The following is a 283-nucleotide window of genomic DNA, read 5'->3' on the forward strand; positions in this document are numbered from 1 at the left end:
CAGGTTATCAGAAGCGGTTCAGGAATCTTTTAATTCGATCACTGTGGATAGTGACACTTCAACATCAGATACCCTCATGATGTTTGCAACAGGAAAAGAAAGTTTTCCTTGCATCACAAGTAAAACTGATCCACGTTATGAGGTATTCTCAAAACAATTGCGTGCGCTTTTACATGAGCTTGCATTACAAGTTGTTTGTGATGGTGAAGGGGCGCGGCATTTAATTGAAGTTCATGTGATTGGTGCTACAACAGATAATACTGCGAAGATTATTGCTCTATCA

At 39.6% G+C, this 283-nt stretch carries 1 protein-coding gene; it reads left to right on the plus strand.

From position 1 onward, the window contains the following. A partial coding sequence (locus tag ACFINS_RS10060; RefSeq protein WP_375706183.1) for a bifunctional ornithine acetyltransferase/N-acetylglutamate synthase occupies window positions 1-283 on the plus strand: 283 nt, incomplete at both ends.

The sequence above is a fragment of the Bartonella sp. AA2SXKL genome, from assembly GCF_042197205.1.
In the GTDB taxonomy this organism is placed as follows: Bacteria; Pseudomonadota; Alphaproteobacteria; order Rhizobiales; family Rhizobiaceae; genus Bartonella.